This is a genomic window from Phaeovulum sp. W22_SRMD_FR3 (assembly GCF_052113705.1).
GTDB lineage: Bacteria > Pseudomonadota > Alphaproteobacteria > Rhodobacterales > Rhodobacteraceae > JBGQOG01.
In genome coordinates, this window is record NZ_JBGQOG010000010.1 from 90,454 (window position 1) to 116,506 (window position 26,053).

Genomic DNA, 26,053 nt, shown 5'->3' on the forward strand with positions numbered 1-26,053 from the left:
GCTGATGCAAGTGCATTTTCTGAACTGCGCAGTTCATTTTTTACTTGCAGAAGTGAACTATACGGTTCACTAATGCATCTGAACACTTCAGTTCAGTTAGGAGACTTCCCATGAACCCCTCCCTCCCGATCCTCGTCTTTTCTGTGATCGCCGCCTCTGTGGTGGCTCTGCCGGTGGTGGCGGGCGGCTATGGCATGGATCTGCCGCGCCTCAGCTTTCCGCGGCCGGTCGTGGCCACGGTCAGCAGCGCGGACCGGCCGTCGCCCAAGAAACTGTCGGTGACCGTCTCGACCAGCGGAAACTAAAGCTGCTGCCCCAGATGCGCCGCGCCGCGCTCGGCGGCCAGCCGCATCTGATGGGCCCGCTCGCGGAACCGCTCCCGGTCTGCGGCGGTGTATTCCCCGGCGCAGCGGTGACAGCAGACGCCCTCTTCAAACTCCGGGCGCAGCTTGTCCGCAACTGAGAGCGGACGGCGGCAGGCGTGACAGGTGTCGTAATCGCCCTGCTTCAGGCCATGCCCCAGACTGACCCTGCTGTCGAAGACAAAGCATTGCCCCTGCCAGAGGCTCTCTTCCTCGGGGACCTCTTCCAGATACTTCAGGATGCCGCCCTTGAGGTGGTAGACCTCTTCGATGCCCTGACCGAGCAGGAAATTCGTCGATTTCTCGCAGCGGATGCCGCCGGTGCAGAACATCGCCACGCGCTTGTTGTGAAAGCGCTCGGCATTCTCTTCCCACCATTTCGGGAAATCGCGGAAGGACCGCGTGCCGGGATCAACCGCGCCCTCGAAGGTGCCGATCTCAACCTCGTAATCATTGCGGGTGTCGATCACCACCACATCCGGCGCCTGAATGAGCGCGTTCCATTCGGCGGGCTGCACATAATGGCCCACCGCCGCGCGCGGATCGACATCGGGCTGGCCCATCGTCACGATCTCGCGCTTCAGCCGCACCTTCATCCGGCCAAAGGGCATGGTCGCGGCGGGGCTTTCCTTCCACTCAAAATCCGCACAGCCCGGCAGGGCGCGAATATGCGCCAGCACCGCGTCAATGCCATTGCGGCTGCCCGCGATGGTGCCGTTGATCCCCTCCCCGGCGATCAGGAGCGATCCGCGCACGCCCTCGGCTTCGGCCAGGGCCTGCAAGGGTGCGATCAACGCGGCGGGGTCCGCAAAGCGGGTGAAATGATAGAGCGCGGCAACGGTAAACATGCGCGCTCTCCTAGACCCGCGGCGCCTTTCCCGCAAGCGAAAGGATGTCGCAGCGCTTTCCCTGCGCGGCCAGCGTTGACCTGCCGGGCGGCGGCCCCTACCGATAGGGAAACGGAAAGGCAGGCCCCCATGCACCCCCATACCCATGCGCTGATCGTCATCGACATGCAGAACGATTTTTGCCCCGGCGGCGCGCTGGCGGTGGCGGGCGGCGATGCGATCGTGGCGCAGATCAATGCGCTGATGGCGGATTTCCCGGTGGTGGTGCTGACGCAGGACTGGCATCCGGCGGATCACAGTTCCTTCGCGGTGAACCACCCCGGCGCGGCCGCTTTCACGCAGATCGAGATGCCCTATGGCCCGCAAACGCTCTGGCCCGCGCATTGCCTGCAAGGGACGGATGGCGCGGCCTTTCACCCGGATCTGGTGACCACCCCCGCCGATCTGGTGATCCGCAAGGGCATGAACCCCGCCATCGACAGCTATTCGGCGTTTTTCGAGAATGACCACACCACTTCCACCGGCCTCGCCGGGTATCTGCGCGACCGCGGCGTGACCGCGCTGACCTTTACCGGCCTCGCGCTGGATTATTGCGTGGCCTGGTCGGCGATGGATGCCGCGCGCCTCGGCTTTGAGGTGACGGTGATCGAGGCGGCCTGCCGCGCGATTGACCTGGACGGCTCGCTGGCCAAGGCACGGGAGGCGATGCTTGCGGCGGGGGTAAGGCTCGGCTGATCCTGCCCCGCGCAGGCTTCGGCTTGCCAATCCCCGATCCGGCCTGCTTTAACCGTCAGGCCTGAGGAGACATAGACCATGGCCGATATTGCGACCCGCGTGCACAACCACAAATGGAAGATCGACCCGATCGTGCGCTCGCTGATCGACACCGATTTCTACAAACTGCTGATGTGTCAGTCGGTGTTCCGCAACCGCCCGGAAACGCAGGTGGAATTCAGCCTGATCAACCGCAGCAAGACCATCCGTCTGGCCGAGCTGATTGATGAGGGCGAGCTGCGCGAACAGCTTGACCATGTGCGCAGCCTGCGGCTGGCGCGCGGCGAGAGCACCTGGCTGCGCGGCAATATGTTTTACGGCAAGCGGCAGATGTTCCGCCCCGACTTCATGGAATGGTTCGAGGGGTTGCGCCTGCCCGCCTATCATCTGGAAAAACACGACGGGCAATATGAGCTGACCTTTGAGGGCAGCTGGCCCGAGGTGATGCTCTGGGAGATCCCCGCGCTCTCGATCCTGATGGAGCTGCGCAGCCGCGCGGTGCTGCGCGACATGGGGCGGTTTGAGCTGCAGGTGCTCTATGCCCGGGCGATGACCCGGCTCTGGGAAAAGATCGAGAGCCTGCGGACGATTCCCGGCCTGAAGATCGCCGATTTCGGCACAAGGCGGCGGCATGGGTTCCTCTGGCAGGATTGGTGCGTGCAGGCGATGATGGAGGGGCTGGGCAGCGCCTTCACCGGCACCTCGAACTGTCTGATCGCCATGCGGCGCGACATCGAGGCGATCGGCACCAATGCGCATGAGCTGCCGATGATCTATGCCGCACTGGCCGACAGCGATGCCGAGTTGCGCCAGGCCCCCTACCGGGTTCTGGCCGACTGGCAGGAAGAGCATGACGGCAATCTGCGCATCATTCTGCCCGACACCTATGGCACCGAGGGGTTCCTGGCGGGCGCGCCCGATTGGCTGGCGGGCTGGACCGGCATCCGCATCGACAGCGGCGATCCGGCCACTGGCGCCGAAACCGCGATCCGCTGGTGGCAATCGCGCGGCGAAGATCCGCGCGAAAAGCTGGTGATCTTTTCTGACGGGCTGGATGTGGCCGAGATCCACGCCCTGCATGCGCGTTTCGTGGGGCGGGTGAAGGTCAGCTTTGGCTGGGGCACCTTGCTGACGAATGACTTTCGCGGGCTGGTTGCCGGGGATGCGCTGGCGCCGTTCAGCCTTGTCTGCAAGGCGGTGGCGGCAGATGGCCGCCCCACGGTCAAACTCTCGGACAATCCGGAAAAGGCGATGGGCCCCGCCGATCAGATCGCGCGCTACAAACGGGTGTTTGGCGTTGGCGCGCAGGCGCACCGCGAGGTGATCGTCTGACGCCCCCGCCCCGCCGTTCCGCGAACGGTGCGGGCGGAAGCCTCCGGCGGGGATATTTGGGATCAGGCAAAGCCCGGGCGCGGGGTCAGGTGGTGATCGCGCGCAGGATCACAAAGATCAGCGCCGAGAGTGCGGCGGAGGCAGGCACGGTGATCACCCAGGCCGCCGCCACCGACATGAAATGCGACCGGCGCACCAGCTTGCGCCGGCGCCGCTCTTCCGGGGCGACGGGTTTCCCCTTGGACAGGCCCAGCGCGCGGGCGCGCCGCTCGGCATGCCATTCGCGGAAGAAGCCCACGCCAAAGATCGCGCCGACCGCGATATGGGTCGAGCTGACGGGCAGCCCCAGCCAGCTGGCCAGAATGACCGTCACCGCCGCCGAGAGCGCCACGCAATAGGCGCGCATCGGGTTGAGCTTGGTGATCTCGGACCCCACCAGCCGGATCAGCCGCGGCCCGAACAGCATCAGCCCCATCGAGATGCCCAGCGCGCCCATCAGCATCACCCAGCTGGGGATGTCGACCTTGGCGGCGATATCGCCCTCTTGCACCGCATGCACGATGGCCGCCAGCGGGCCGACCGCATTGGCCACATCATTCGCCCCATGCGCAAAGGAGAGCAGCGCCGCCGAGATCACCAGCGGCAGGGCAAAGAGTTTCTTCAGCGATTTCTTGCGGTTTTCAACGCCTTCGGACTGCCGCCGGATCATCGGCACCGAAAGCGCCCAGAACGCGAGGCCCGCCAAAAGCCCGATCAGCAGGCCGGTGCCCAGCGTGATATCAAAGATCTTTTTCAGGCCCTTGATCGCCAGATAGGTGGCAAAGGTTCCCGCCATGACGCCGATCAGCACCGGCACCCAAAGGCGCGCCGCCGCGATCTTGTCCTCGACATACATGATCCGCGCCTTGATGAAGGCGAGGCACGCCGCCGCGATCACCCCGCCCATCACCGGCGAGATCACCCAGCTTGCCGCGATTTGCGCAATGGCGGGCCAGTTCACGGCGCCAAAGCCTGCCGCCACGATCCCCGCGCCGACAACGCCGCCCACCACCGAATGCGTGGTCGAGACCGGTGCGCCCAGCATGGTGGCCAGGTTGATCCAGAGCGCCGCCGCCAAGAGCGAGGCCATCATCAGCCAGACGAAACTGGCCGCATCCGGCACCGCCGCCGGACTGACGATCCCGGAGGAGATGGTGCCCACCACATCGCCGCCCGCGAGCAGTGCCCCCGCCGTCTCGAACACCGCCGCAATCGCCAGCGCGCCGCCCATGGTCAGCGCATTGGCACCAACCGCAGGCCCCATGTTGTTGGCCACATCATTGGCGCCGATGTTCAGCGCCATATAGGCACCGATCGCCGCCGCCGCGATCACCAGAATGGCCCCCGGCTCGCCGCCCACAAAGGCCGTGGCCACGAGGGCAACCAGCACGATAAAGGCCAGCGCGATCCCCGGTGCCACCAGCGGCCGCGCCACGAAATGCGTCGCATCCTCCAGCTGCCCGATGCGGCTGAGGTCCTTATCGAGGGTTTTCCACTGGTTCACCGGCGGCTGGGCCATGTCGCGCCTCTGTCATCATTTCGTTACAGTTGCGGCGAGGTATCGGGTTTGCCCCAGCAAAACAACCTCATTTCAGGGGAAAGTGACTGTCTATTCCGGCAATCAGGCGTTTCAATCCGGGCTCACCCACCAGTGCCGCCGCCTCCTCCGGGCTGACCCAGCGCAATTTCCGCCGGCCCGCTTCGGGATGGTCCTCGCGCAGGCGTTTGACGGTCAGCGCAAAGACCTGCACCTCGCAATAAAGCGCCAAGCCGTTGTCGCGTTCCTTCATGTAATGGTAGCTGCCGAGCGCTTTGGGATGGATCGCGCCGTTCACCCCAGCCTCTTCCCAGGCCTCCTGCTGCGCGGCCGCGGCCAGGCTTTTGCCGCGCATCGGCCAGCCTTTGGGGATGATCCAGCGCCCGGTGCCCAGACTGGAAATCAGCAGCACCTCGGTTTGCCCGCGATTTTTGCGCAGACACAGCGCCCCCACCTGCAGATGCGGCGGCTTGTTGAACATCCGTGTCAGTTTTTGAAACATGCTACCCATTACATACCTCCCACGGCGGATCCGTCCAGAAAATGCCCGGCCAGTCTGACCGCCCGGCGCGTATAGAGCAATTGGCGCGGATCGTCTTGTGCCGCCCGGCTGGCGATCCAGCCGACCGAGGCGAAACAGCGCAACATCACGAAAAACGTCAGATCCTGCAGCGTCGGCGCAGGCTGCCCCCCGCCGCGCGCCGCGGTGTAACCCGCCAGCAGCGCCTCGGCGCGAGCGGTCAGGCCCGGCTCCTCCAGCCCCTGCACCAAGGCTGTGCCAAGGTCATAGAGCCGGTAGCCCATGCCACCATCGTCGAAATCGATCAACGCCAGACCCTCGGGGCCGACCAGAACATTCTCGCGCAGCAGATCGGCATGGATCGGGCCGTAGTCGGCCACGGTGGCCAGCCGTCTCTTGGCCGCCTCGCGCGCGGCGAGGATCTGCCCGCGCTCTGGCTCCGAAAAGCCCGGATGCTCCCAAAACCGCCCCCAGAGCGGTTCAGCGCCCAAAAGCCCCTCGGCATTCCACTGCGGGCGGTTCAGCACCAGCCCGTCGCTCGCCGTATGCATTCGTGCGGCCAGCGCACCCAGCGCCCGCATCTGCGCGGCCTGCACAGGGACCGGCTGCGGCAACGGCGTGTCGGCCCGCCCCAGCGCCACGCCCTCCAGCCAGGAGACGCAAGAGATCTGCCGGTCGCCCTCTTCATAAAGCCAACTGCCCTCCGGCCGGGCAATGGGCTGCGGCACCGGCACTCCGGCGCGGGTCAGATGCGTCATGAACTGCAATTCCGCCGCGATGCCCGCCGCCGATTGATAGCCGCGCCGGTGCAGCCGCAGCGCCGCGCGCCCCTGCGGCAGATCCACCTGAAACACCGTGTTCTCGCGCCGCGTCACCAGCCGCGCAGATCCCGCTCCGCCCCAGGCGCGCAGGGCGCGGTCGGCCATGTCCTGCGCTTCGGCGGGGGTTTCGCTCATGCGGGGATCTCCGCCAGAACCTGCGCCAGCTCCGCCACCGCGAAATCCATATCGGCGCGGGTGATCGGCATCGGCGGCCGCAGCTTCAGGATATGCTGCGCGCGACCCACACGGCCCAGGAGGACGCCGCGCGCGCGCATCGCCTCCACCACCCGGCCGCAGAACTCGCTGGCCGGTTGCCCGTCCCGCGCGAATTCCACCGCAAAGAACAGGCCGCGCCCGCGCACATCGGCAATCAGCGGATGCGAGAGCTGCTGCATCAGGCCCAGCGCATGGGCCCCGACATCGGCGGCATTCGCCACCAGCCCCTCGGCCTCCAGTGCCTCCAGCGTCGCCAAAGCGGCGGCACAAGACACCGGATTGCCGCCAAAGGTGTTGAAATAGCCAAACGCAGTGCGAAAGGCCGCCATGATATCAGGCCGCGTCACCACGGCCCCCACCGGATGCCCATTGGCCATCGGCTTGCCCAAAGTCACCACATCGGGCGCAAAACCCAAATGCTCATGCCCCCACCAGTGGCGGCCAAGGCGGCCAAAACCCGGCTGCACCTCATCACACAGGATCAGCCCGCCCGCCCGGCGCACCACCTCAACGGTCGGATCAAGGAACCCCGGCCCCACCTCGGGCAGCCCCTCATTGGCGAAGGCGGGGCAAAGCATCAGCCCGGCAAAGCCATGGCCCGATGCCTCCAGCTCTGCAATCGCTTGCGCCACACCCTCGGCAAAGGCCTGTGGCTGCGCGGCCAGACTGCCGCCCAGCGGCGCGAGGCTGTCGGGGGCGGGCACCCGGCGGATATGGCCCGGCCATCCGCCGATCGGCGGGCGGCGGGTCGAGAGATGCGCCACCGCCGTCGTATTGCCGTGATAGGTGTTGTCGGTGGCGATAAAGCCGGTTTTGCCGGTCACCGCCTGTGCCATGCGCAATGCGATGTCATTCGCCTCAGAGCCGGTGCAGACCATGATCAACTGGCTGAGATCATGGCCGAATTTCGCCACCAGCCGCTCGCCATAGTTCAGGATGCCCTCATGCAGATAGCGGGTATGGGTGTTCAGCCGCGCCGCCTGCTCCGCAATGGCCGCCACCACGGCGGGATGGCAATGGCCCAGATGCGGCACGTTGTTGTAGCAATCGAGATAGCGCCGCCCCGAAGCATCCCAGAGCCAGACGCCCTCTCCCCGCACGATATGCACCGGATCGTCGTAGAAGGTGGGAACATTCGGCCCCAAAAGCCGCGCGCGCCGCGCGATCAGATCACTCGTCATCATCCACTTTCCCGCGCAGCGATTTCACCGTGCCGCGCACGGATTTCGCCTGCAACCGCCGCCGCTGACTGCCCAAGGTGGGCTTGGTCGCGATCCGGCGTTTCGGCGCCACCAGCGCCGCCTGCACCAGCTCGACCAGTCGCTGGCGCGCCAATTCGCGGTTGCGCGCCTGAGAGCGGGTCTCTTCTGCCCGGATCAGGATTGCGCCATCCAGCGTCCAGCGCCGCCCGGCCAGCCGCTTCAGCCGCGCCTTGACCGCGGGCGGCAGATGCGGCGAGCGTTCGGCCTCAAACCGCAGCTCGACCGCCGTCTCCACCTTGTTCACATTCTGCCCGCCCGGCCCCTGAGAGCGGGTGAAATTCTCGCTCATCTCCCAATCGGCGAGATGGATGGTGTCGGAAATCCTGAGCATGGGCGACCGGGTGGTCCTTTGGGACGAAAGGGCAGCTGCGGCCCGAAAGGCAGGGGCGCGCAAAAGGAGTGCCGGGCGGCGACAAACGCGGGATGGTGCGGCGCTGGCCTGCCCGACGGGGCGCATGACAGGTAACATTCGGGGCGCAACAATCCAGTGGCGGCCCGACATTCTGGCAAAATCCCGCCGCGCGAAAGGGTCAGCCAGGGCGGCCGCCCGTTGCGCAGAAAGGGCCGCTCTTACGAGCGGCCCCCGAGATCTACGGAGATGGTCCGGTTAGGGGTCTGGCGATCCACCGGCCCAGTTGAAGTTCAGAACCTTCGGGACTGCCCTCAGGTCACGGCCCCTCCAACTGTCCCGAAACCTGTCTCCAATATCACTCTAGACACTGGACCACCTCCTTTCAATGCGTTGCCGTTATAAGCAAGCCTGACACAGATTTTGTGGTTGTCAAAACTTTTTACGCAACGGCTTGCTCAAGTTTTATGTGAGCTTTGCAATCCGCCGTGAAACAATCACCCGGAAGGGCACAAGTGCCACCAAAGCGAGCAAAAGTTTGACCGACCAGTCCGCAAAGGCCAGCGAGACCCACAAAGGCACCGCCGGACCCTGCCCCAAAAGCGGCAAAACCTCGTTCGCCCAGGCGACATCGGCGCCGGGATCAAGGAAGCTCAGCGGCGCGGCAAAGGCGGTGCTGAAGAAGATCGTGGTGTCGAGCGTGGCGCCGATCAGGGTGGAGATCAGCGGTGCCTGCCACCAGCCCGCCTTGCGGTAGCGGTTGAACACGGTGACATCAGTCAGCTGCGCGCAGAGGAAGGCGAGGCCAGAGCCCAGCGCCACCCGGAAACTGACCAGCGGGCCGAATTCGCCGATGATCTGGCTGCCGATCAGCGAGCAGATCAGCCCGACGACAAAGCCCGCCAGCACCACGCGCCGCGCCGCTGCGGGCCCTTGCAGGCGGTTGGTCAGATCGGTGACGAGGAAGGCGAAAGGATAGGTGAAGGCCCCATAGGTCAGCCATTGGCCAAACAGGTACTGCACGAGGATGTTCGAAGCCACCACGATGGCGGCCATGGCAAGGATGCCAAGGAGGTAGCGGGTCATTGGTTCAATTTCCGTTTTGGCAAGGTGCGGCACTTGGCCCGCGACCATCGCGGGCAGCGGCGCGCATACGCCCTTCGCCCCCCTCACGTCAAGCGTTTCGCAAACGCCACGCCGTTCAGGCGCGGAAGGTCACGGCGCCGGAATGCTGAACTCCACCAGCTGCGTCTGCTGGAAGAACATGAAATTGTCGTCCGATACCATGGTCAGCCGGATCGCGCCCGAGGCATCGCGCCAGACCGAGATCCCTTCAAGATTGTCGAAATCGCCGGTTTGGGTTTGCAGCACCAGTTCCGGCGCACTGATGCCTTTGACGGTCAGATCATACCGCTGCACCCGGCTGGAAAACCCGGAGATGCCGTGAAACCAGCGCTGCAACACATACAACCGGCCATCCGGTCCGAAATCCGCCCCAACCGTCAGGAATTGTCCGTCGCGCGGCAGGTTGAAGGGCTGATCCCATTTCCCGCCCTTGAACCGATAGACCGGAAACGGCTTGCCCGGTTTGCCGGAATCCTCGGGCATCGTGTAGAGCGCGCCATCAGGTCCGATCGCCAGCGCCTCGAGCGAGGCATTGCTCGCAAAGGCTTTGAACGCCTTGGGGACCGGCAGCTCCGTCGCCACCCCGCCCGGCGTTTGGTAGCGCATCACCCGGGAGCGCCCCTCGAAAGAGATGAAGATCGTGCCATCGGGGGCCACGGCCAGGCCTTCGGTATCGCCGGAATTGACGGTCAGTATTTTGCCGTTCTTGTCGTGGAGCAGGCTGGATTCCGAGACATCCACCCCGTTGATCAGCCCGTCCGCATCCCGGCGGATTTGCCCCCGCCACAGCTGCGCGCGGTCGGACAAGACGGTCATCCCGGTGCCCGCATCGTCAATCTCCAGCCCGGAGAACCCGCCAAAGCCCGGCCCCTTCGCGCGCCAGACATAGGTGCCCAGATAGCGCGCGATCCCCGGGGTTTGCGTTGCCGGTATCTGCGCGGCCGCCGGAACCGCCCCCGAGGCCGCCTGGGCCTGCGCAGGGCGGTGCGACGGCAGCAGTGTCAGCATCAGGACGGCGAGTGCCGCCGCGCTCAGCGCGACGCGAGGACGTTGGCGCATTGGGCGGGCAAATCAGAGAGGATGAAGGTTTTCGTCGTGCGCGGCGCCGGTCCCGCCGGTCTTTTCGCGGGTTTGGTGGGTTTGGGCGGGTTGCGCAGCTCTTCCAGATAGGTGGTCACCCACCAGTTCAGCGTGTCATCGCAGCCCGATCCGCCCTTGGAGAGCTCCGACACCGTCGGGGTCTGCGTCTCGCAATAGCGCGCGCCTGCGGGGCATTTCAGCCGCACATGAAAATGCTCGTTATGCGAAAAATACGGCCGGATCTTTTGCAGCCATGCCGCATCCTGCGGTTTCGACTTCAGGCACATGTCGATCTTGACGGCGGCGGCCACAAAGATGCGGTCCACCCGCGGGTCCGAGGCGGCGGCCTGCAACAGTGCCGCATGCGCCGGGGTCCAATTGCCGTTCACCCGCGTCTGATCGTTGGTGCGCACCGAAATCGACGAGATCTTCTCGCGCTCGCCCGCCGACAGGTTCACCCGTTTCGGCGGCAGCATCCAGATGTCCGCATCCAGCCCGATCTGATGGCTCGCGTGCCCGCCGGTCATCGGCCCGCCGCGCGGCTGGCTGATGTCGCCGATGTAAAGCCCGGCCCAGCCCACTTTGGTCGCCGCCACCGAGAGGTCTTCGAGATAGGAGATCATCTCGGGCTGCCCCCAGTTGCGGTTACGCGAGAGGCGCATCGCCTGCCAGGTCGGCCCGGTCTCGGGCAATTGCACCAGCCCCGCCGCGCAGCCCCGCGCATAGGTGCCGATCGGCTCGGATTGTTGCTGGCTGGGGCGGTTGGCCGCGCCAAACAGGCTGCGCGCCAAAGGCTCGGCCTGCGCGGCCGGGCTGAGCGGGAGCGCGAGGACGATAAGGGCTGCGACGTGCAACCAGCGGCGGGCAGGCAGGTATGGGATCACGGGCGGGGCTCTCCTTTCGGGTTCACCCATGCTAACAACACGATGCCCATGAGGAACAGCCCGATCAGCGGGGTGATGCCGATCTGTTGATCGCGGCTCAGCGTGGTGGCCAGCGTGATCAGCCCGGGCGCAAGGAAAGCGGTGGCCTTGCCGGTGAAAGCAAAGAGGCCGAAGGTTTCCGCCGCCCGCTCGGGGCTGGTGTGGCGCACGACAAGGGTGCGGCTGGCGGCCTGCACGGTGCCCCCCGCGCCGCCGATCAGCGCGCCGCAGAGGTAAAAGATCAGGTCAGGCAGGGACGAGCCCGGCGCCAGCGGCAGGCCAAACAGGCTCTCGCGGTTCATCCCCACCACCACGAGGCAGACGCCGATCAGCACCAGAACCGAGCCGGTGATCACCGGTTTCGGGCCAAACCGCGCATCCAGCCGCCCGCCCCACCAGCTGGCCAGCGTCGCGGTCACCGCCCCCAGAATGCCAAAGAGGCCGATCTGCGGCGTGCTCCAGCCCAGCACGCCGTAAGCATAGACACCGCCAAAGCTGAACAGCCCGTTCAGCGCATCGCGGTAAAACATCGACGACAAGAGGTAGTTGCGCAACGAGCGCCGCCGCGCCAGCCCCAGCACCGAGGCCCAGAGCCCCTTCAGCGCGGCCATCGGCGGCACCCGGTCAGCGGCGGCGCGTTGCGGCTCTTTCACCCATAAAAAGAAGGGGATCATGAAGAGGATGTACCACAGGGCCGTCAGCGGCCCGACAAAGCGCGTGCCCTGCATGGTCGTGGCATCCAGAAGGCCAAAGCCGGGCGTCAGCCCCGCCAGGGTGCGCCCGCTGTCGCCGCTTTCGGCCAGAAACACCAGCGTCAGGATCAGCGAGACGACGCCCCCCAGATAGCCAAAGGCAAATCCCGACCCGGAAAGCGCGCCGATCTCTTCTTCGCTGCCCAGTCCGGGCAAAAGCGCATTGGTGAAGGTGGTGGCGAATTCCATCCCGATCAGGCCAATGCCGAACAGTGCCACGGCGGGGGTGAGGAAATCGCCCGCCGGCGTCAGATACCACAGCCCGCCCGCGCCGAGCACATAAAGGAGCGAAAACGCCCAGATCCAGACCATCCGCCGCCCTGAACCATCGGCAATCGCCCCCAGAACCGGCGACAGGACGGCGATCAGCAGGCCCGAAATGGTCAGCCCGGTGCCCCAGAGCGCCTGGGCGCTGGCCCGCGCCGCCTCGCCCTCCGCCCCGGCGGCCATGTAATGCTGTGTGGCGACATGGGCGAAATAGGGGCCGAAGATGAAGGTGAGCAACAGCGTGCTGTAAGGCTGGCTGGCCCAGTCAAAGAAATACCAGCCCCAGATGCGTTTTCGTGCCGAAATGCTCATGACTGCCCCATCTGCCCCGCGTTGCGGCTTGGCCTTCGTGCGGCCCGCGCTTGCGGCGATCAAGCCCGAAACCCCCGGAAGGTGCAAGCAAGGAGCGTCCGGCACGGCACGGCGCAGACCGAGGCGCGGCACGGGCGCGACAGTTTGCTCCCGCCGCACCACGTCCGGGCAGGAGTGCGGCATCCGCAGACGCCGCACGCTCCGGCGCGGGGTGACCGGGATCCATGAGGGGGATCCATAAAGGGATCAGGAACCGGCCGGATCAGAATTCCGGCGGCCAGGGCCGGGTGGCATCTGCCGCAATCCAGGCCTGCACCCACTCGGGCAGCACCGGGCTGGTCGTCTCCTGCCCCATTGCCGTCAACACCTCGGCGGGCGGCACGATCCCCCGCGCCGAGGTCACCGCGCCACGGATCAGGATATGGCTGGAACATTCACCGCCCCGCCACATCGCCTGCTCCATATAGAGAAAGCGCTGGTCCCAGCCGATGCAGCGCGTGCGCATCTCAAAGCGCTGAAAGGCGGTGACCCGGCGGCGGTAGCGCGTTGAATTGCCCGCCACGGCAATGCCCCAGCGGTTCGCCCGCAAGGCCTGCGCCAGCCCCGTGCGCTGCGCCAGAGGCACCCGCCCGAGATCATAGAGCGTCAGCGTGCGGCCGTTGTTCAGCTCCATCCAGGGGTCAATGTCCCAGGGCCAGCAGATGTGCTGGCTGACATGGGTGCCGGTGATCGGCAGCGCCGGGGCGTTGCGAAACGTCAGCACGGCCTTGAGCAGGCGGGCATAGGGATACATCGGCACCTCCGGGATTTTGGGCTCCCCCGGCCTGCCCCCGCTGCGGCGCGGCGTCAAGCCAAACGCTGCGGCATCTGGCGCTGACCTCCCCCCTCAGGCCCCGGGGACGCCGGCGCCGGGCCGGCCCGCGCGCCTGCACCCTATCCCCCACGGGCCGTCCCCTCGCCCCGCCGTCCTGACCGATCCCCCCCATTCAGACCCTTCGTTCCCCCGGCGCTTCGCCCCTCGCCTCCCCCTCCCGGGGCGCTCTGGCCGCCGCGGGGCAGGATGTCACACCGGAACGCGCCCCATCGGCTCACCATGTTCCCCGCCCTGTCTTGCATGCAGGCCCCCCTTGTCTTACCTGTGTGCCGACCCTTTAGCGGAGAACACCACATGGGAATGCTCTATGATGCCCTCGATCTGATCCTGAACGCCGTTTGGTTCGTCATGATCGTGCAGATCATCATGAGCTGGCTGATCAGTTTTCAGGTCCTGAACCTGCGGCAGCCGATGGTCGCGCAGATCTGGTACAGCCTGAACCGCCTGCTGGACCCGCTCTATGCGCCCTTCCGCCGGTTCCTGCCGCAGACCGGGGGCCTTGATCTGGCGCCTTTGGCCTGTTTCATCATCCTGATCGTGTTGCAAAACGCCCTGCACCGCAACGCCTACCTCTTCTTCTGAGCCGATGCCGGAGGCCGCTGCCCCCGCATTGACGCCGCCGGTGTCCGACCCCGCGCAGCATCTGGCGCGGGTTTTCGGCTTTTCCGGCTTTCGCCCCGGTCAGGAAGAGATCGTGCGCGCCGTGCTTGCCGGGCGCAACGCGCTGGCGATCATGCCGACGGGCGGGGGCAAATCGCTCTGCTACCAGCTGCCCGCGCTCTGCCGGGATGGGGTGACGGTGGTCATCTCTCCCCTCATCGCGCTAATGCGGGATCAGGTGCGCAGCTTGCGCGAGGCGGGGGTTGAGGCGGGCGCGCTGACCTCGGGCAATACCGAGGAAGAGACCGAGGAGGTGTTTCAGGCACTCGACGAGGGGCGACTGAAACTTCTCTATATGGCGCCGGAACGGCTGGCCTCGGGCAATACGATCGGCCTGCTGCGGCGGGTGAACACCGTCGCCATCGCAGTGGATGAGGCGCATTGCGTCAGCCAATGGGGCCATGACTTCCGCCCCGACTACCTGCGCATCGGTGAATTGCGCCGGGCGCTGAACGTGCCGCTGGCCGCCTTTACCGCCACGGCGGATGAAGAGACGCGGGGCGAGATCATCACCCGGCTCTTTGACGGTCAGGCCCCCGACACCTTTCTGCGCGGCTTTGACCGGCCCAACATCCACCTTGCCTTTGAGCCAAAGGACCAGCCCCGGCGGCAGATCCTGGATTTCGCCGCCGCGCGCCGGGGGCAATCGGGCATCGTCTATTGCGCCACCCGCGCCAAGACCGAAACCCTGGCCCAGGCTTTGCGCGAAGAGGGGCATTCCGCCTGCCATTACCACGGCGGCATGGAGGCCGATGACCGCCGCGAGGTGGAGGTGCGGTTTCAGCGCGAAGACGGGCTGATCGTGGTGGCCACCGTCGCCTTTGGCATGGGCATCGACAAACCCGATATCCGCTGGGTGGCGCATGCCGATCTGCCCAAAAGCATCGAGGCCTATTATCAGGAAATCGGCCGCGCGGGCCGCGATGGTGCCCCCGCCGAAACCATGACCCTTTACGGCGCCGATGACATCCGTCTGCGCCGCGCGCAGGTCGATGAGGGGATCGCCCCGTCTGAGCGCAAACAGGCCGACCATGCGCGGCTGAACGCGCTTCTGGGGCTGGCCGAGGCCACCGCCTGCCGCCGCCAACGTCTTTTGGGCTATTTCGGCGAGGCGAGTGAGCCTTGCGGCCATTGCGATCTCTGCACCAACCCGCCCGAGCTGTTTGACGCCACCGATGCGGTGCGCAAGGCGCTCTCGGCGGCGCTGCGCACCGAGGAAAGCTTTGGCGCCGGGCATCTGATCGACATTCTGATGGGCAATGCGACGGAAAAGGTGAAAAGCCGCTTTCACGATGCGCTGCCAACTTTTGGCGTGGGGCGTGACCTGTCCAAGGCGCAGTGGCAGGCGGTGTTCCGGCAGATGATGGGGCATGATCTGATCCGCCCCGATACCGAGCGGCACGGCGCGCTGGTGATGACACGGGCGGCGCATCCGATCCTGAAGGGGCTGGAAAAGATCACCCTGCGCCGTGATCTGGTGCGCAAGGCGGTGGCCCGCCCGGTGGTGCGGGCGCTGGTCTCGGACGAGGACGCGCCGCTCCTCTCGGCGCTGAAGGCCAAACGCCGGGCGCTGGCCGAGGCGGCGCGGGTGCCCGCCTATGTGATTTTCCCCGACCGCACGCTGATCGAAATGGCCGAGACCCGGCCGCAGTCGATGGATCAGATGGCGCGGGTCAGCGGGGTCGGCGCGAAAAAGCTGGAAAGCTATGGCGCGGCTTTCCTGGAGGTGATCTCGGGCGCGCTGACCGAGCCGATGCATCCGGCGCGGCGCAAACTGGCCGGACGCGATGCGGGGGCATTGTTTGATGAGCTGCATGCGGCGCAATTGCGGCTGGTACGCGGCGAGGACGGGCATGACCGCTATCTGAACTGCAGCGCGGCGACACTGAAACAAATTGCCGAAATACGCCCGCGCACCCGCGAACATCTGGCGCGGATGGGTGGCATGGGCGAGGCCAAGGTCGAGCGCTTCGCCGATGCCTTTCTGGCCCTGATCGCGGAAATGGACGGCTAGTCGCCCCGGGGGATGGGGCGCTACTGCGCCGCCACGTCGGATTCGGGCACGGCGGGGCGAGCTTCTTCCGGGCAATGATCGCGGATCATCTCGGTGATCGCCGTCTTGCGCAACGGCTTGGTCAGATAATGGTCGACCCCGGCGGCAAAGATCGAGTCACTGTCGCCCTCCATCGCATGCGCGGTCAGCGCCACGATCGGCGTGCGCGGCACTTTGCGCTCGGCCTCGTGCTGGCGGATCGTGCGGGTCGCCTCGCGTCCGTCCATTTCGGGCATCGAAATGTCCATGAACACCAGATCCGGGGTAAAGCTCTGCCACATCTCGACCGCCTCGCGGCCATTGTTGGCAAATTGCAGGTCGATGTCGAAATCCTTGACCATCTTGCGAAACACCAGCTGGTTGGTGCGGTTGTCCTCGGCGGCGAGCACGCGCATCTGCCGGCTGAGCACCACGGGCGGGGCCACCGGCACCACCTCGGCCACCTCCATCTGCGGATAGGACAGGCTTTGCAGCGCGCGGAACAGATCCGAGCGCAGCACCGGCTTTTCCAACAGCCCCGCCAATTCGCCGCGCATCGGCGACAAGGCCGCATCTGCCACATTCGAGGTCAGAAGCAGGATCGGCAGCGTCACCCCCCGCTCGCGCAGTTTGGCCGCGAATTGCAGACCGTTCATATCGGCCATCAGATGGTCGGTCAGCACCACGTCGAATGTGCCGCCCTCATCCATCGCCTGTAGCGCCTCGGCACCCGAACGGCAAAGCGTGACCTGCAACCCATAGGTCTGCAATTGCCGCTCAAGGATCACCCGGTTGATCAGCAGATCATCCACGACCAGCGCACATTTCAGCGTCACCGGGCGTTTTTCCGGTACCTGCGCCGCATCGGGTTCGGCCGCGGGCAGCACCACCTTGAACCCAAAGCACGACCCTTTGCCAAACTCGCTGTCGACCCAGACCGATCCGTCCATCAGGTTGATCAGCTGCTGGGTGATCGCAAGCCCCAGCCCGGTGCCCTCAAACTTGCGGTTGCTTTCGCTTTCCACCTGATTGAACTCACCAAAGACATGTTCGACATATTCCGGCTTGATGCCGATGCCGGTGTCCTCGATCGTCACATGCAGCTCATATTGGCCGCCGTCGCCCTCAAAGCCGACGACGCGGGCCATCACATGCCCTTCGGCGGTGAATTTCACCGCATTGCCGATGAGATTGGTCAGCACCTGCCGCATCCGGCCCGGATCGGCGATAAAGCGGGTGGGCAGGAAGAGGTCGTAATCGACCAGCATCTTCAGCCCCTTGTCCTTGGCCGAAGGCTGCAGGAGCACCATCACCTCGTGCAGGCAGCGCTCAAGGTCAAAGACCTCCGGGTAAAGCCGCAGCTTTTCCGCCTCGATCTTGGAGTAGTCGAGCACGTCATTGATGATGGTCAACAGCGCCTCGCCCGAGGATTTGATCGTCTCGGCAAACAGGCGCTGATCCTCGGTCAGCGAGGTTTCACACAAAAGCTCCGCCATGCCCACCACGCCATTCATCGGCGTGCGGATCTCATGGCTCATATTGGCGAGGAAGGCGGATTTCGCGCGGTTGGCGCTTTCGGCCCGGGCGCGGGCCTCTTCCAGTTCGGCCTCGCGGCGTTTGGTGCGGGTGATGTCCTGCGCCAGACACACAAGGTCACCATCCGCGCCCCAGCGGTCGATCAGCTTCACATAGCGCCCGCTCGACAGCGTCAGCTCATAGGGCTCGATCGTGTCGCGGCGAATCCGCTCGATCATCTCATGGTGCCAATCCAGCGGATCGCGGCCATCAAGGTCGATCATCCCGTGTTTCGCCGCCACCTTCAGCACCGCGTCATAGCTGACCCCCGGCACCACAGCGATTTCGCCCTTGAAAAACGACAGATAGGATTTGTTCGCCACCACCAGCCGCAACTGGGTGTCAAATACCGCAAAGCCGTCGCGGATCGTCTCCAGCGCCTCCCACAGGCGGCGCTGCGCGATAACGGCCGCCGAATTGGCGCGCTCGAGATCCACCCGCACCTTGGAGTTTTCGCCCTTCAGCGATTCGGCCTCATTGCGGGCGCGTTCCAGACCGTGCCGCTGGGCGACAATCTGATCTGACAGGGCACGCGCATGCAGGGCCAATTTCTCATTCGCGGCAAAAAGCTCGCGCTTTTTCTGCTCGAGAAGCCGTTCCGCCGCCAGGCGCGCCCGGCGTTCCTGCGCCAGTTTTTCGGTGATGCTCGTCTGCATCGGCGGAATCCGTCCCTGTAAGGTCTTCGCCCCCACCATGACCATTCACGATGAATGAAGCCTTAAGCCCTTAACCCTGTTTTGCGCAAAAGCACGCAGGACCGGCGCCGTGTTGCCCGCCGTGTGTTGGCGCGGCGCACACCGCTTGCCAGCCCCTCGCACAGATGCGACGCTGGGCCATTGCCATCCCGGGGGGCCCATGATGCGCGCGCTTTATTCTGCCGCTTTTTTTAGCACGATCCTGATCTTATCACCTTTTGCCGCCACACAAGTGCGGGCAGACGAATCATTCCTGCCCGCGAAGCGGCTGGTTTACACCGACAATCTGGATCTGCAGGGCCGCGATCTGGCTCAGCTGTTCGACAGCAGCCGCGAAGAATGCGAAGCCGCCTGCCTGTCCAACACCGCCTGCGAGGCGCTGACCTTCAACAGCCGCTCCAATTCGTGCTTCCCGAAGGCGGGCGTCACCGGCGGCGCCCCCTATCAGGGCGCGCTCTCGGCCCGCGTGGCGGTGACACCCGCCAAGGTGCTGACCCGGGGTGCCGCCCGCGCGGCGACGCTGGACGTCCTTCAATCGGGCAGCCTTGAGGCCGCGCGCGATCTGGCCGCCAGCATCGGCAGCGATCATATCGCCGGCGACAACAGCGCCGAAGAGCTGACCGCCGCCGCGCAATCGGCGCTCCGCGCGGGGGACACGCTGCAGGCCCAGCGCCTGACCGGTGCCGCCGTCAGCGTGACCGATGGCGCGGATCAGTGGCTGGACTATGCCCGGCTGACACTGCGGCTGCCGCAGCAGGTGATGGGGTCTTATGAGGCGGGCAACCGCGCCCTCTCGGCCGCGATCAACGGCTATCTGCGCGGCCCGAATGACGCGAGCGCCGCCGAGGCATTGCTGGTGATGAGCACCGCGCTGGAGCAGCTCGACCGGGGCCGCGAAATGGTGCCGGTGCTGCGTCTGGCCACGGGCCTTTCCCCGCGTGAGGACATTGCCGCGGCCCTGGAAACCGCCATCGGCAAATACGGCTTTCACCTGACCGAGAACTCGGTGGAAAGCGATCTGGCCAATCCCCGCATCTGTGCGGCCTTCTCAGAGGATCTGGCGAAGACCGGCGTGGATTACGCCAGTTTCGTGAAACTGCCCGAGACCGGCCTGTCGGTCGAACCCGAAGGCGCGCAGATCTGCGTGGCGGGGCTGACCCATGGCCAGCGCTATCAGATCACCTTCCGCGAAGGGCTGCCCTCGGCCACGGGCGAGGCGCTGGCCAAAGACACCAATGTCACCGCCTATGTCCGTGACCGCAGCCCCGCTGTGCGCTTTCCGGGCCGGGCCTATATCCTGCCGCGCGCCAAGGATGCGGGCCTGCCGGTTGAGACGGTGAATGCCGATCACCTCGACCTGCGCCTGTTGCGGATCTCGGACCGCAATCTGGTGGAAAGTCTGCGGCAGGATTATTTCGCCCGCTCGCTGGATGCCTGGTCGACGCAGGATCTGGCCGATAACCTCACGCAAGTGGTCTGGACCGGCAGCGCCGATGTGACGAGCGTGGTCAACCGCGACGTGACCACCCGCCTGCCGGTGCAAGATGTGACGGGCGCCTTGGGGCCGGGCATCTATGTGCTGGAGGCCACCATTCCCGGCAAGGACCCCTATGACATTCCCCCGGCTTTGCAATGGTTTGCCATCTCGGATCTCGGCCTCAGCACCTATTGGGGCACCGATGGTCTGACCGTCGCCGTGCGCGGCCTCTCGGATGTGGCCGCACGCCCGGGCGTGACGGTGACGCTGGTCAGCCGCGCCAATGCGGTGCTGGCGAGCGCGCAGACCGATGCTGACGGCATCGCGCATTTCGACGCCGGGCTGACCCGGGGCCAGAATGGCGCCGCCCCCGCGCTGGTCACCGCCGCCCTAGGCACGGGGCCCGAGGAGGACATGTCCTTCCTCTCGCTGACCGACCCGGAATTTGACCTCTCCGACCGCGGGGTTGAAGGGCGCGCGCCTGCCCCGGCGATTGATGTCTTTGCCGCGACCGACCGCGGTGCCTATCGCGCGGGCGAGGTGATCCATGCGACGCTTCTGGCGCGTGACAGCGCGGCCCAGGCGCTGCCCGGTGTGCCGCTGACCGCCGTGCTGGTGCGCCCGGACGGGGTGGAATATGCCCGCACTCTGGCCGAGGATCAGGGCGCGGGCGGCGCCACCGTCGCCTTCCCCCTCTCGGGCGGCGTGCCGCGCGGCACCTGGCGGCTGGATGTCTATGCCGATCCGAAAGCGGCGGCGCTCACCTCGCAACGGCTGCTGGTCGAGGATTTCCTGCCCGAGCGGATTGATTTCGCGCTGCAGATCCCCGAGGGGCCGCTGGCGCTCGACAACCTCCCCACCATCATGCTCGACGCCCGCTATCTCTTTGGCGCACCGGGAGCCGATCTCGGGGTGGAGGGCGATCTGCGCCTCAGCACAGCCAGCGCCCTGCCCGGTTATGCGGGCTATCGCTTTGGCCGCTATGACGAGGATGACACCCCCTATTACGACAGCCTCGGCGCCGAGTTGACCGATGCCGCGGGCCATGCCGAGATTTACCCGCCCAGCCCCGACCTCTCGCAACAAACCCCGCGCCCGCTGATGGCCGATTTCACCCTGCGCGTCCGCGAAGGCTCGGGCCGTCCGGTCGAGCGGCGCGAAAGCCGGGTGGTGCTGCCCGCGACGCCGGTGATCGGCATCCGGCCGCTCTTTGCCGATGATGCACTGCCGCAAAACAGCGATGCCGGGTTTGAGCTGCAGGCGATTGGCCCCGATGCGCAGCCCGCGCCGATGCAGGTGCATTGGGTGATCAACAAGATCGAAACCCGCTATCAATGGTACTCTCTCTATGGGTCATGGAACTGGGAGGCGGTGACCAGCCGTAGCCGCGTGGCCGAGGGCGATGCGACCTTGGGCGCGGCCCCGGCAAAAATCTCTGCCCGCACCGATTGGGGGCAATATGAGCTGGTGGTGGAGGGCCCCGGCCTTGCCGCCGCCGCGATGCAGTTCGAGGCGGGCTGGTACGCCCCGGCGGGCGCGCTGGAAAGCCCGGACCGCCTCTCGCTCTCGCTCGATAAGCCGGGCTATCGGGCGGGCGATGTGGCGCATCTGCGCATCGTGCCCGAGGCAGATGGCGTGGCCCTGGTCTCGGTGCTGTCCAACCGGTTGATTTCGCTGAAATCGGTGCCGGTGACCAAGGGCGAGAATGTCATCGACCTGCCGGTGAGCGAGGAATGGGGCGCGGGGGCCTATGTCACCGCCTCGATGATCCGCGCCACCGATCAGATCGCGGGCGATAGCGCCGCGAGCGACCGCGTACCGGTGCGTGCGGTGGGCCTCGCCTATGCGACGGTCAACCCGGGCGACCGGGCGTTGCAGGCGGTGTTCGAGATGCCCGAGGCCTCTGACCCGCGCGCGGAAATGCCGGTGGCGCTGAAAGTGACCGGGGTGAAACCCGGCGAGACCGCGCATGTGGTGATTGCCGCCGTCGATCTTGGGATTCTCAATCTCACCGGGTTCAAGACGCCGGATCCGGTGGATCATTACTTCGGCCAGCGGCGTCTGGGCGTCGGGCTGCGCGACATCTACGGGCGGCTGATCGACGGGCGCTCCGGCGTCGAGGGGGTGATCCGCTCGGGCGGCGATGCCTCGAACGGGTTGAAAACCCAGGCACCACCGCCGACGGAGGAGCTGGTGGCCTATGTCTCGCCGCCGCTCACCGTGGATGCCGATGGCTATGCCCGCACCACATTCGACATGCCCGCCTTTAACGGCACCGTGCGGCTGGCGGCGCTGGTCTGGTCCGAAAGCGCGGTGGGCAAGGCCGAGAAGGACGTGCTGGTGCGCGATCCGGTGGTGCTGACCGCCAGCGCGCCGCGCTTCCTCGCCCCCGGCGACAGCGCACGCGTGCTCTTGGAATTCGCCTATGCCTCGGGGACGGCGGGCCGGATGGGGCTGGATGTCAGCTCGGACGGGCTCACCCTCGGGTCGCTGCCCTCGGGCTTTGATCTGGCCGAGGGGGCGCGCAAGGTGCTCTCGCTGCCGATCAGCGCAGGCAGTGCGGAGGGGATAGAGACCCTGCGCATCGCGCTGACCACGCCGGATGGCAAGCTCTTGGAAAAACAGCTGACCATCCCGGTTGAGGCGCTGGACCCGCCGGTGCAGCGGCAATCGCGGCTGGAACTGGCGGCCGGGCAAAGCCTGCCGCTCGACTCTGCGCTGTTTGAGGGGCTGCGGCCCGGCTCGGCCACGGTCACCGCCACGGTGGGGCCAATGGCGCGGTTTGACACCGGGGCGCTTTTGGCTGCGCTCGATGCCTACCCCTATGGCTGCACGGAACAAATCACCTCGAAAGCGCTGCCGCTTCTCTATCTCGCGGATGTGGCGGGGGCGATGGGGCTGGGCAGTCCCGCCGATCTGGATGACCGGATCAATCATGCGATCGAGGCGGTGCTGACCAATCAGGATGCCAGCGGCGCCTTTGGCCTCTGGTCGCCCGCCAGCGGCGATCTGTGGCTCGATTCCTATGTCTCCGACTTCCTCAGCCGGGCGCGCAAACAGGGCTATGCGGTGCCCGATATCGCCTTCCGCATGGCGATGGACAACCTGCGCAATCAGGTGAATTACGCCGCCGATTTCGACGCAGGCTCCAACGGCGGCGGTGCCGATCTGGCCTATGCGCTGATGGTGCTGGCGCGCGAAGGGGCGGCGGCCATCGGTGATCTGCGCTATTATGCCGATGTGAAAGGCGATGATTTCGCCACGCCGCTGGCGGCGGCGCAACTCGGCGCGGCACTGGCCTCTTACGGCGATCAGACACGGGCGGATGCGATGTTCACCCGCGCCGCGCGGATGATGAACGGCACCGGGCCGGATGACGCGCAGATCTGGCGCGCCGATTATGGCTCGGCGTTGCGCGACCGGGCGGGCGTGCTGGCGCTGGCGGTGGAATCCGGCTCTTCCGCGGTGGGGGTTGAGGCGGCGGGGAAATCGCTGGCGCAAAGCCTGCGCCCCGGTTCGATGTCGACGCAGGAGGCGACATGGGCGCTTCTGGCCACCCATGCGCTGATCGACCGGCCGGGGGCGGATGGCTTTACCCTGAACGGCCAGCCGATGTCCGGCCCCGTGGTCCGCGTCAGTGATACCGAGGCCGCCTCGGCCCCGGTGCTCCGCAATGGCAGCGGGCAAAGCACCTCTGTCACCCTCACCACGCTCGGCGTGCCCGAAGTGGCGGATCCGGCGGGCGGGCGCGGCTATACGATCAGCCGCCGCTACTATGACCTCGACGGGAGCGAGGTTGACCCGGCGCAACTGGCGCAGGGCACGCGGCTGGTCACGGTGATCGAGGTCACCCCGCATGGCGGCGGTGCCGCGCGGCTGATGGTGCAGGATCCGCTGCCCGCCGGGTTTGAGATCGACAACCCGAACCTGATCCGCGCGGGAGATCTGGCCTCGCTCGACTGGCTCGACGTGACGGATGCCGCCGAGATGACCGAGTTCCGGCAGGACCGGTTCCTCGCCGCGCTCAATTGGCGCTCGGATGATGCTTTCCGGCTGGCCTATATCATCCGCGCGGTGACGCCGGGCAGCTACCGGCATCCGGCGGCCACGGTCACCGACATGTACCGCCCCGACTGGCGGGCACAGACGGCAACCGAGAGCGTGGTGATCGAGTGACGCCATGCTGAGGCGCAGCGGCCTGATCTGGGCGGTGGTGGCGCTGACCGCGCTGGCCGCCGCCCGGGACGGCTTTGACGCCTGGGTGGCGGCGACCGATCTGCCGCCGCTGACCCCGGAGCTGGGGGTCGAGGTTGTCGCGCGTGACGGCAGCCTGTTGCGGGCGTTTCAGGTCAGTGACGGGCGCTGGCGGCTGGACCCCGGGCCGGTGGATCCGGGCTTTGTCGCCCTGCTCCTCGGCTATGAAGATCGGCGGTTTTACGACCATGCCGGGGTGGACCCCTGGGCGGTGCTGCGGGCCGGGGGGCAGGCGCTGCGCGCGGGGCACATCGTCTCGGGCGGCTCCACGCTGACCATGCAGGTCGCGCGGCTCCTCGAGGAGGGGCCGACCGGCAAGGTCAGCGGCAAGATCCGGCAGGCGCGGGTGGCGCTGGCGCTGGAGCGGCGCCTGTCGAAGCCGGAAATCCTGCAGCTCTATCTGGAACTTGCGCCCTATGGTGGCAATCTGGAGGGCGTGCGGGCCGCCAGCCTGGCCTATTTCGGCAAGGAGCCCCGTCGCCTGACCGAGGCGGAAGCGGCGCTGCTGGTGGCATTGCCGCAATCCCCTGAGGCGCGCCGCCCGGACCGCGCGCCCGAACTGGCCCGCGCCGCCCGTGACCGGGTGCTGGCGCTGATGGCCGCGCGCGGCGTGCTGGCGCCCGACCGGGTGCGCGCGGCGCAGAGCGAGGCGATCCCCAGCCGCCGCCGCGCCTTTCCCGCCCTCGCCCCGCATCTTGCGGCCCGGCTGATGCGGGCCAAACCGGGGGCGATCCGGATTGAGACGACGATTGACGCCGCCCTGCAACGCGCCGCCGAGCGCTTGGCGGCACGGGCGGTCAGCGGCCTCGCCGGTCAGGTCTCGGCCGGGATCGTGCTGGCCGATCACCAGACCGGCGAGATTCTGGCCGAGGTGGGGGCGGCGAACTGGCGTGACGGCGAGAGCGATGGCTTTGTCGATATGACGCAGGCGCTGCGTTCGCCCGGCTCTACCCTGAAACCATTTGTCTATGCGCTGGCCTTTGATGAGGGGTTAGCGCATCCCGAAACCCTGATCGAGGACCGCCCGATGGCCTTTGGCAGCTGGCGGCCGCAGAATTTCGACCGGCAGTTTCGCGGCACGATCACCATGCGGGAGGCGCTCTGGCAATCGCTGAACCTGCCGGTGGTGCAGCTGACGCAGGCGATTGGCCCGGCCCGGCTGCTGGCCACATTGCGCCGTGCGGGCGCGCGGGTGGTGCTGCCCGGCGGGCAGCCGGGGCTGGCGGTGGCTTTGGGGGGCCTCGGGATCAGCCTGGAGGATCTGGTGGCGGCCTATGCTGGCCTCGCGCGGCTGGGGCGGCCGATCACCCTTTCGGCGGAGCCCGGGTTGGCGCAGCCCCGCTCGGAGCCGCTGTTCAGCGCGGTCTCGGCCTGGCAGGTGATGGACATCCTCTCGGGGCTGACGCCGCCGCCGGGGGCCGCGCCCAACCGGCTGGCGTGGAAGACCGGCACTTCTTATGGCAACCGCGATGCGCTGGCGGTGGGGTTTGACGGGCGGCATGTGGCGGGCGTCTGGCTCGGGCGGCCGGATGGCACGCCGGTGCCCGGCGCCTTTGGCGGTGAACTCGCCGCGCCGATCCTGTTTGAACTGTTTGACCGGCTGAAGCGTGCGCCCGATCCGCTGCCACCGCCACCGCCCGCGACGCTGATGGTCGACAATCCGCATCTGCCGCAGCCCCTGCAGCGTTATCGCCCCCGCGATGCGGTCTTTGCCGAGACCGCCCCGGACGCGCCCGAGCTGACCTTTCCCCCCGATGGCGCCGAGGTCGAGGCACCGGGCGGCGCGTTGGCGGTGAAGCTGCGCGGCGGCACCCCGCCCTTCACCTGGCTGGCCGATGGCCGCCCGGTGGCGCTGGCGCTGCGGGCGCGTGAAACGGTGCTGCAGCTGCCGGGGCCGGGCTTTGTCGCCCTCTCGGTCATTGACGCGAAAGGGCGCTCTGCCGGGGTGCAGTTGCGGCTGCGCTAGC

19 protein-coding genes are annotated in these 26,053 nt (G+C 66.6%); 7 read left to right on the plus strand and 12 right to left on the minus strand.

Annotated elements, in window-relative coordinates:
- Window positions 1–110 precede the first annotated feature (110 nt).
- On the plus strand, window positions 111–305 hold the full coding sequence (locus ACEN2S_RS14130) for a hypothetical protein (protein ID WP_441866806.1): 195 nt from the start codon (window positions 111–113) through the stop codon (window positions 303–305).
- On the opposite strand, the gene trhO is transcribed toward ACEN2S_RS14130, so the two are convergent.
- Window positions 302–1,210, minus strand: coding sequence for an oxygen-dependent tRNA uridine(34) hydroxylase TrhO (trhO, locus tag ACEN2S_RS14135; protein WP_441866807.1), 909 nt, complete (start codon window positions 1,208–1,210; stop codon window positions 302–304). The two genes, ACEN2S_RS14130 and trhO, sit on opposite strands and share 4 nt — an antisense overlap.
- Before the next feature lie 129 nt (window positions 1,211–1,339).
- On the opposite strand from trhO, the gene pncA reads away from it, so the two are divergent.
- Together pncA and pncB are read left to right on the plus strand one after the other, a co-directional pair.
- On the plus strand, window positions 1,340–1,945 hold the full coding sequence (gene pncA / locus ACEN2S_RS14140; RefSeq protein WP_441866809.1) for a bifunctional nicotinamidase/pyrazinamidase: 606 nt from the start codon (window positions 1,340–1,342) through the stop codon (window positions 1,943–1,945).
- Between the two features lie 78 nt (window positions 1,946–2,023).
- Window positions 2,024–3,316, plus strand: a complete 1,293-nt coding sequence (pncB, locus tag ACEN2S_RS14145; protein ID WP_441866811.1) for a nicotinate phosphoribosyltransferase — start codon at window positions 2,024–2,026, stop codon at window positions 3,314–3,316.
- An 85-nt stretch (window positions 3,317–3,401) separates the two neighbouring features.
- Here the strand turns inward: pncB and ACEN2S_RS14150 are convergent, their stop codons facing one another.
- The 10 genes from ACEN2S_RS14150 to ACEN2S_RS14195 all read right to left on the minus strand — a co-directional run bounded on the left by ACEN2S_RS14150 (window position 3,402) and on the right by ACEN2S_RS14195 (window position 13,312).
- Window positions 3,402–4,874, minus strand: coding sequence for an inorganic phosphate transporter (locus ACEN2S_RS14150; RefSeq protein WP_441866813.1), 1,473 nt, complete (start codon window positions 4,872–4,874; stop codon window positions 3,402–3,404).
- A 67-nt stretch (window positions 4,875–4,941) separates the two neighbouring features.
- Window positions 4,942–5,403 (minus strand): NUDIX hydrolase, encoded by a 462-nt coding sequence (locus ACEN2S_RS14155; protein WP_441866815.1) that lies wholly within the window; start codon window positions 5,401–5,403, stop codon window positions 4,942–4,944.
- On the minus strand, window positions 5,403–6,368 hold the full coding sequence (locus tag ACEN2S_RS14160; protein ID WP_441866817.1) for a phosphotransferase enzyme family protein: 966 nt from the start codon (window positions 6,366–6,368) through the stop codon (window positions 5,403–5,405). The genes ACEN2S_RS14155 and ACEN2S_RS14160 overlap by 1 nt, the downstream gene beginning before the upstream one ends.
- A complete protein-coding gene (locus ACEN2S_RS14165) occupies window positions 6,365–7,630 on the minus strand; it encodes an aspartate aminotransferase family protein (protein ID WP_441866880.1) in 1,266 nt (421 codons plus the stop codon). Before ACEN2S_RS14165 ends, ACEN2S_RS14160 begins: the two co-directional genes overlap by 4 nt.
- A complete protein-coding gene (arfB, locus tag ACEN2S_RS14170) occupies window positions 7,620–8,042 on the minus strand; it encodes an alternative ribosome rescue aminoacyl-tRNA hydrolase ArfB (RefSeq protein WP_441866819.1) in 423 nt (140 codons plus the stop codon). The genes ACEN2S_RS14165 and arfB overlap by 11 nt, the downstream gene beginning before the upstream one ends.
- 483 nt (window positions 8,043–8,525) lie before the next feature.
- Window positions 8,526–9,146, minus strand: coding sequence for a queuosine precursor transporter (locus ACEN2S_RS14175; RefSeq protein WP_441866821.1), 621 nt, complete (start codon window positions 9,144–9,146; stop codon window positions 8,526–8,528).
- A 129-nt stretch (window positions 9,147–9,275) separates the two neighbouring features.
- Window positions 9,276–10,244: an esterase-like activity of phytase family protein gene (locus ACEN2S_RS14180; RefSeq protein WP_441866823.1), complete on the minus strand. Its 969-nt coding sequence runs from the start codon at window positions 10,242–10,244 to the stop codon at window positions 9,276–9,278.
- On the minus strand, window positions 10,217–11,149 hold the full coding sequence (mepA, locus tag ACEN2S_RS14185; RefSeq protein ID WP_441866825.1) for a penicillin-insensitive murein endopeptidase: 933 nt from the start codon (window positions 11,147–11,149) through the stop codon (window positions 10,217–10,219). Before mepA ends, ACEN2S_RS14180 begins: the two co-directional genes overlap by 28 nt.
- Complete coding sequence (locus ACEN2S_RS14190; protein ID WP_441866827.1) at window positions 11,146–12,519, minus strand: MFS transporter; 1,374 nt, start codon at window positions 12,517–12,519, stop codon at window positions 11,146–11,148. Before ACEN2S_RS14190 ends, mepA begins: the two co-directional genes overlap by 4 nt.
- 262 nt (window positions 12,520–12,781) lie before the next feature.
- Entirely contained in the window at window positions 12,782–13,312 is a 531-nt protein-coding gene (locus tag ACEN2S_RS14195; protein WP_441866829.1) for an acyl-CoA thioesterase, read from the minus strand.
- A 375-nt stretch (window positions 13,313–13,687) separates the two neighbouring features.
- Between ACEN2S_RS14195 and ACEN2S_RS14200 the strand changes: the two genes are divergently transcribed.
- Together ACEN2S_RS14200 and recQ are read left to right on the plus strand one after the other, a co-directional pair.
- Complete coding sequence (locus tag ACEN2S_RS14200; RefSeq protein ID WP_441866831.1) at window positions 13,688–13,975, plus strand: YggT family protein; 288 nt, start codon at window positions 13,688–13,690, stop codon at window positions 13,973–13,975.
- A 4-nt stretch (window positions 13,976–13,979) separates the two neighbouring features.
- Window positions 13,980–16,067, plus strand: a complete 2,088-nt coding sequence (recQ, locus tag ACEN2S_RS14205; RefSeq protein WP_441866833.1) for a DNA helicase RecQ — start codon at window positions 13,980–13,982, stop codon at window positions 16,065–16,067.
- A 20-nt stretch (window positions 16,068–16,087) separates the two neighbouring features.
- On the opposite strand, the gene ACEN2S_RS14210 is transcribed toward recQ, so the two are convergent.
- Window positions 16,088–18,316, minus strand: a complete 2,229-nt coding sequence (locus ACEN2S_RS14210; RefSeq protein ID WP_441866835.1) for a response regulator — start codon at window positions 18,314–18,316, stop codon at window positions 16,088–16,090.
- Window positions 18,317–18,515: 199 nt separating this feature from the next.
- Between ACEN2S_RS14210 and ACEN2S_RS14215 the strand changes: the two genes are divergently transcribed.
- Both ACEN2S_RS14215 and pbpC read left to right on the plus strand, forming a co-directional pair.
- Window positions 18,516–24,008, plus strand: coding sequence for an alpha-2-macroglobulin family protein (locus ACEN2S_RS14215; RefSeq protein WP_441866837.1), 5,493 nt, complete (start codon window positions 18,516–18,518; stop codon window positions 24,006–24,008).
- A gap of 4 nt (window positions 24,009–24,012) precedes the next feature.
- Complete coding sequence (gene pbpC, locus ACEN2S_RS14220) at window positions 24,013–26,052, plus strand: penicillin-binding protein 1C (protein WP_441866839.1); 2,040 nt, start codon at window positions 24,013–24,015, stop codon at window positions 26,050–26,052.
- Window position 26,053 lies beyond the last annotated feature (1 nt).

Coding starts and splice junctions, on each gene's coding strand:
- ACEN2S_RS14190 (WP_441866827.1), bottom strand. CDS start 12,519: ATGAGCATTTCGGCACGAAAACGCATCTGGGGCTGGTATTTCTTTGAC.
- ACEN2S_RS14175 (WP_441866821.1), bottom strand. CDS start 9,146: ATGACCCGCTACCTCCTTGGCATCCTTGCCATGGCCGCCATCGTGGTG.
- ACEN2S_RS14150 (WP_441866813.1), bottom strand. CDS start 4,874: ATGGCCCAGCCGCCGGTGAACCAGTGGAAAACCCTCGATAAGGACCTC.
- arfB (WP_441866819.1), bottom strand. CDS start 8,042: ATGCTCAGGATTTCCGACACCATCCATCTCGCCGATTGGGAGATGAGC.
- ACEN2S_RS14160 (WP_441866817.1), bottom strand. CDS start 6,368: ATGAGCGAAACCCCCGCCGAAGCGCAGGACATGGCCGACCGCGCCCTG.
- pbpC (WP_441866839.1), top strand. CDS start 24,013: ATGCTGAGGCGCAGCGGCCTGATCTGGGCGGTGGTGGCGCTGACCGCG.
- ACEN2S_RS14200 (WP_441866831.1), top strand. CDS start 13,688: ATGGGAATGCTCTATGATGCCCTCGATCTGATCCTGAACGCCGTTTGG.
- pncB (WP_441866811.1), top strand. CDS start 2,024: ATGGCCGATATTGCGACCCGCGTGCACAACCACAAATGGAAGATCGAC.
- ACEN2S_RS14130 (WP_441866806.1), top strand. CDS start 111: ATGAACCCCTCCCTCCCGATCCTCGTCTTTTCTGTGATCGCCGCCTCT.
- ACEN2S_RS14215 (WP_441866837.1), top strand. CDS start 18,516: ATGATGCGCGCGCTTTATTCTGCCGCTTTTTTTAGCACGATCCTGATC.
- ACEN2S_RS14210 (WP_441866835.1), bottom strand. CDS start 18,316: ATGCAGACGAGCATCACCGAAAAACTGGCGCAGGAACGCCGGGCGCGC.
- trhO (WP_441866807.1), bottom strand. CDS start 1,210: ATGTTTACCGTTGCCGCGCTCTATCATTTCACCCGCTTTGCGGACCCC.
- ACEN2S_RS14180 (WP_441866823.1), bottom strand. CDS start 10,244: ATGCGCCAACGTCCTCGCGTCGCGCTGAGCGCGGCGGCACTCGCCGTC.
- ACEN2S_RS14195 (WP_441866829.1), bottom strand. CDS start 13,312: ATGTATCCCTATGCCCGCCTGCTCAAGGCCGTGCTGACGTTTCGCAAC.
- recQ (WP_441866833.1), top strand. CDS start 13,980: ATGCCGGAGGCCGCTGCCCCCGCATTGACGCCGCCGGTGTCCGACCCC.
- ACEN2S_RS14165 (WP_441866880.1), bottom strand. CDS start 7,630: ATGACGAGTGATCTGATCGCGCGGCGCGCGCGGCTTTTGGGGCCGAAT.
- ACEN2S_RS14155 (WP_441866815.1), bottom strand. CDS start 5,403: ATGGGTAGCATGTTTCAAAAACTGACACGGATGTTCAACAAGCCGCCG.
- pncA (WP_441866809.1), top strand. CDS start 1,340: ATGCACCCCCATACCCATGCGCTGATCGTCATCGACATGCAGAACGAT.